We start from the raw sequence: 1,515 nt of genomic DNA on the forward strand, positions 1-1,515 counted from the left end.
TGGGGCCGTTGAAAAAGCCAAGATGCGGCGTTGGACAGGTGGAAGTCATTGTGCGGCTGGCGCGATGCCTTGCCTCCCGCCCAAGCTCGCAAGGATTGCCTCGATGCGAAGGATACGGTGCAACCATAAGCAAAATAGAGCCAGGACGGCGGCGGCGAGCCGCTTGAGGTTGATCGCGACAGCGGTGAGGTAGGCTTGGATTTTCATGTTGGCGAGCCCGCGCCGGACGGCGCGAGCCAAACCGTGCCAAGCCTTCGCCTCACCGTGAAATCCCTCCGACCGCCAGCGATGGCGTCGGTACAAACGCCGATCTTCTTCCGACCATTTCTCGCGACGGCGGCGGGCGCGCAGCAGCGCAGGGTGTTCGTCGCTGACCACGACCGCCTTGTTGGCGCGGCCTTTGGACAGGCAAAGAGAGGCAAGGTCGCAGTGCGCGCAGTCGGCGGCGCGGGAATAGAAGAAACGTCCGTGCTCGATCCGCCGCGTCGGCCGCAGCAACCGGCCGCGCGGACATTTTAAAATGTCGTAACGCGCGTCGTAGCGAAATCTGCGCAGCGGGACCTTGCTCCGGATTGGCTCGGCTTTCGCCGGAATGACGGGATCGATGCCGCGTCGCTCCAGCGCGCCGAACACCTTGCCATACGCATATCCCGCGTCGGCGGTGGCGGTCGCTATCGCGGTTCCGGTCACGGCCATCGTCGCATCAAGGCGCTCAACGATCACCTGGCCTTCATTGACCTCGCCCGTCGTCACCTCGACGTCGAGCACGACGCCGCGCAGATCGTCGACTACGGCATGCTGCTTGTAGGCAGGCTCGAGCCGCCGGTTTCGCCCGTTCGTCGCCATGCTGGCGTCGGGGTCGGTCGTGCAAACCTTCTTGAACTTGCCGGTCGATCGGCTGGCCTTGGCCGTCTGAACTTGCTCGATGTTGGCTTCGTCGACAGCCTCCACATGCCGGGAGACCAGGCTCTCCCAGCTGACGTTGGCGCGGATCAGCGAAGCATCGACATGGACGATCTCGCCTTTCGCGATCCTGGCGGCGACACAGGCCTGCACGCTGCGTTCGAAGATCCGCCGAAAGCGCAGCGCGCCCCATCTCTGGCGAATGCGCGTCAGGGTCGAATGGTCGGGCAGCGTCTCATGCAACGCATAGCCCGCGAACCAGCGGATCGCGAGATTAACCTGCGCCTCGCGCATCAAGCGCCGGTCGTGAACGATGCCGAGCAGGAAGCCAGCGAGCATCAGCCTGACGGCGGCTTCCGGGTCGATCCCCGGCCGGCCGTTGTCGGCGCAGTAGAGATCGGCGACCTCCTCATGAAGCCAGTCCAGGTCGAGAACCCGGTCGACGCGCGCCAACACGTGATCGTCGGGGACAAGCTCGCGCAGCGAGCCGGTGATGAAGAGTTCGAGTTGGCTTCGTTCCTTGCGGCCCAACATCGCCGGCGCCCCACGAATCAAATGAATCACTGAACGAAGCCATGGAATCAGCGAACCAAGCCTTTTTCAACGGCCCCA

Annotated in this window: 1 pseudogene; it reads right to left on the reverse strand. The window is 63.9% G+C overall.

The features are described 5' to 3' along the window. Positions 1 to 150 precede the first annotated feature (150 nt). Positions 151 to 1,437, reverse strand: a pseudogene (locus tag CFB24_RS22210) (transposase); the annotation flags it as partial. Positions 1,438 to 1,515: the final 78 nt, after the last annotated feature.

This window comes from Rhodoblastus acidophilus, assembly GCF_900187365.1.
GTDB classification, from domain to species: Bacteria; Pseudomonadota; Alphaproteobacteria; order Rhizobiales; family Beijerinckiaceae; genus Rhodoblastus; species Rhodoblastus acidophilus.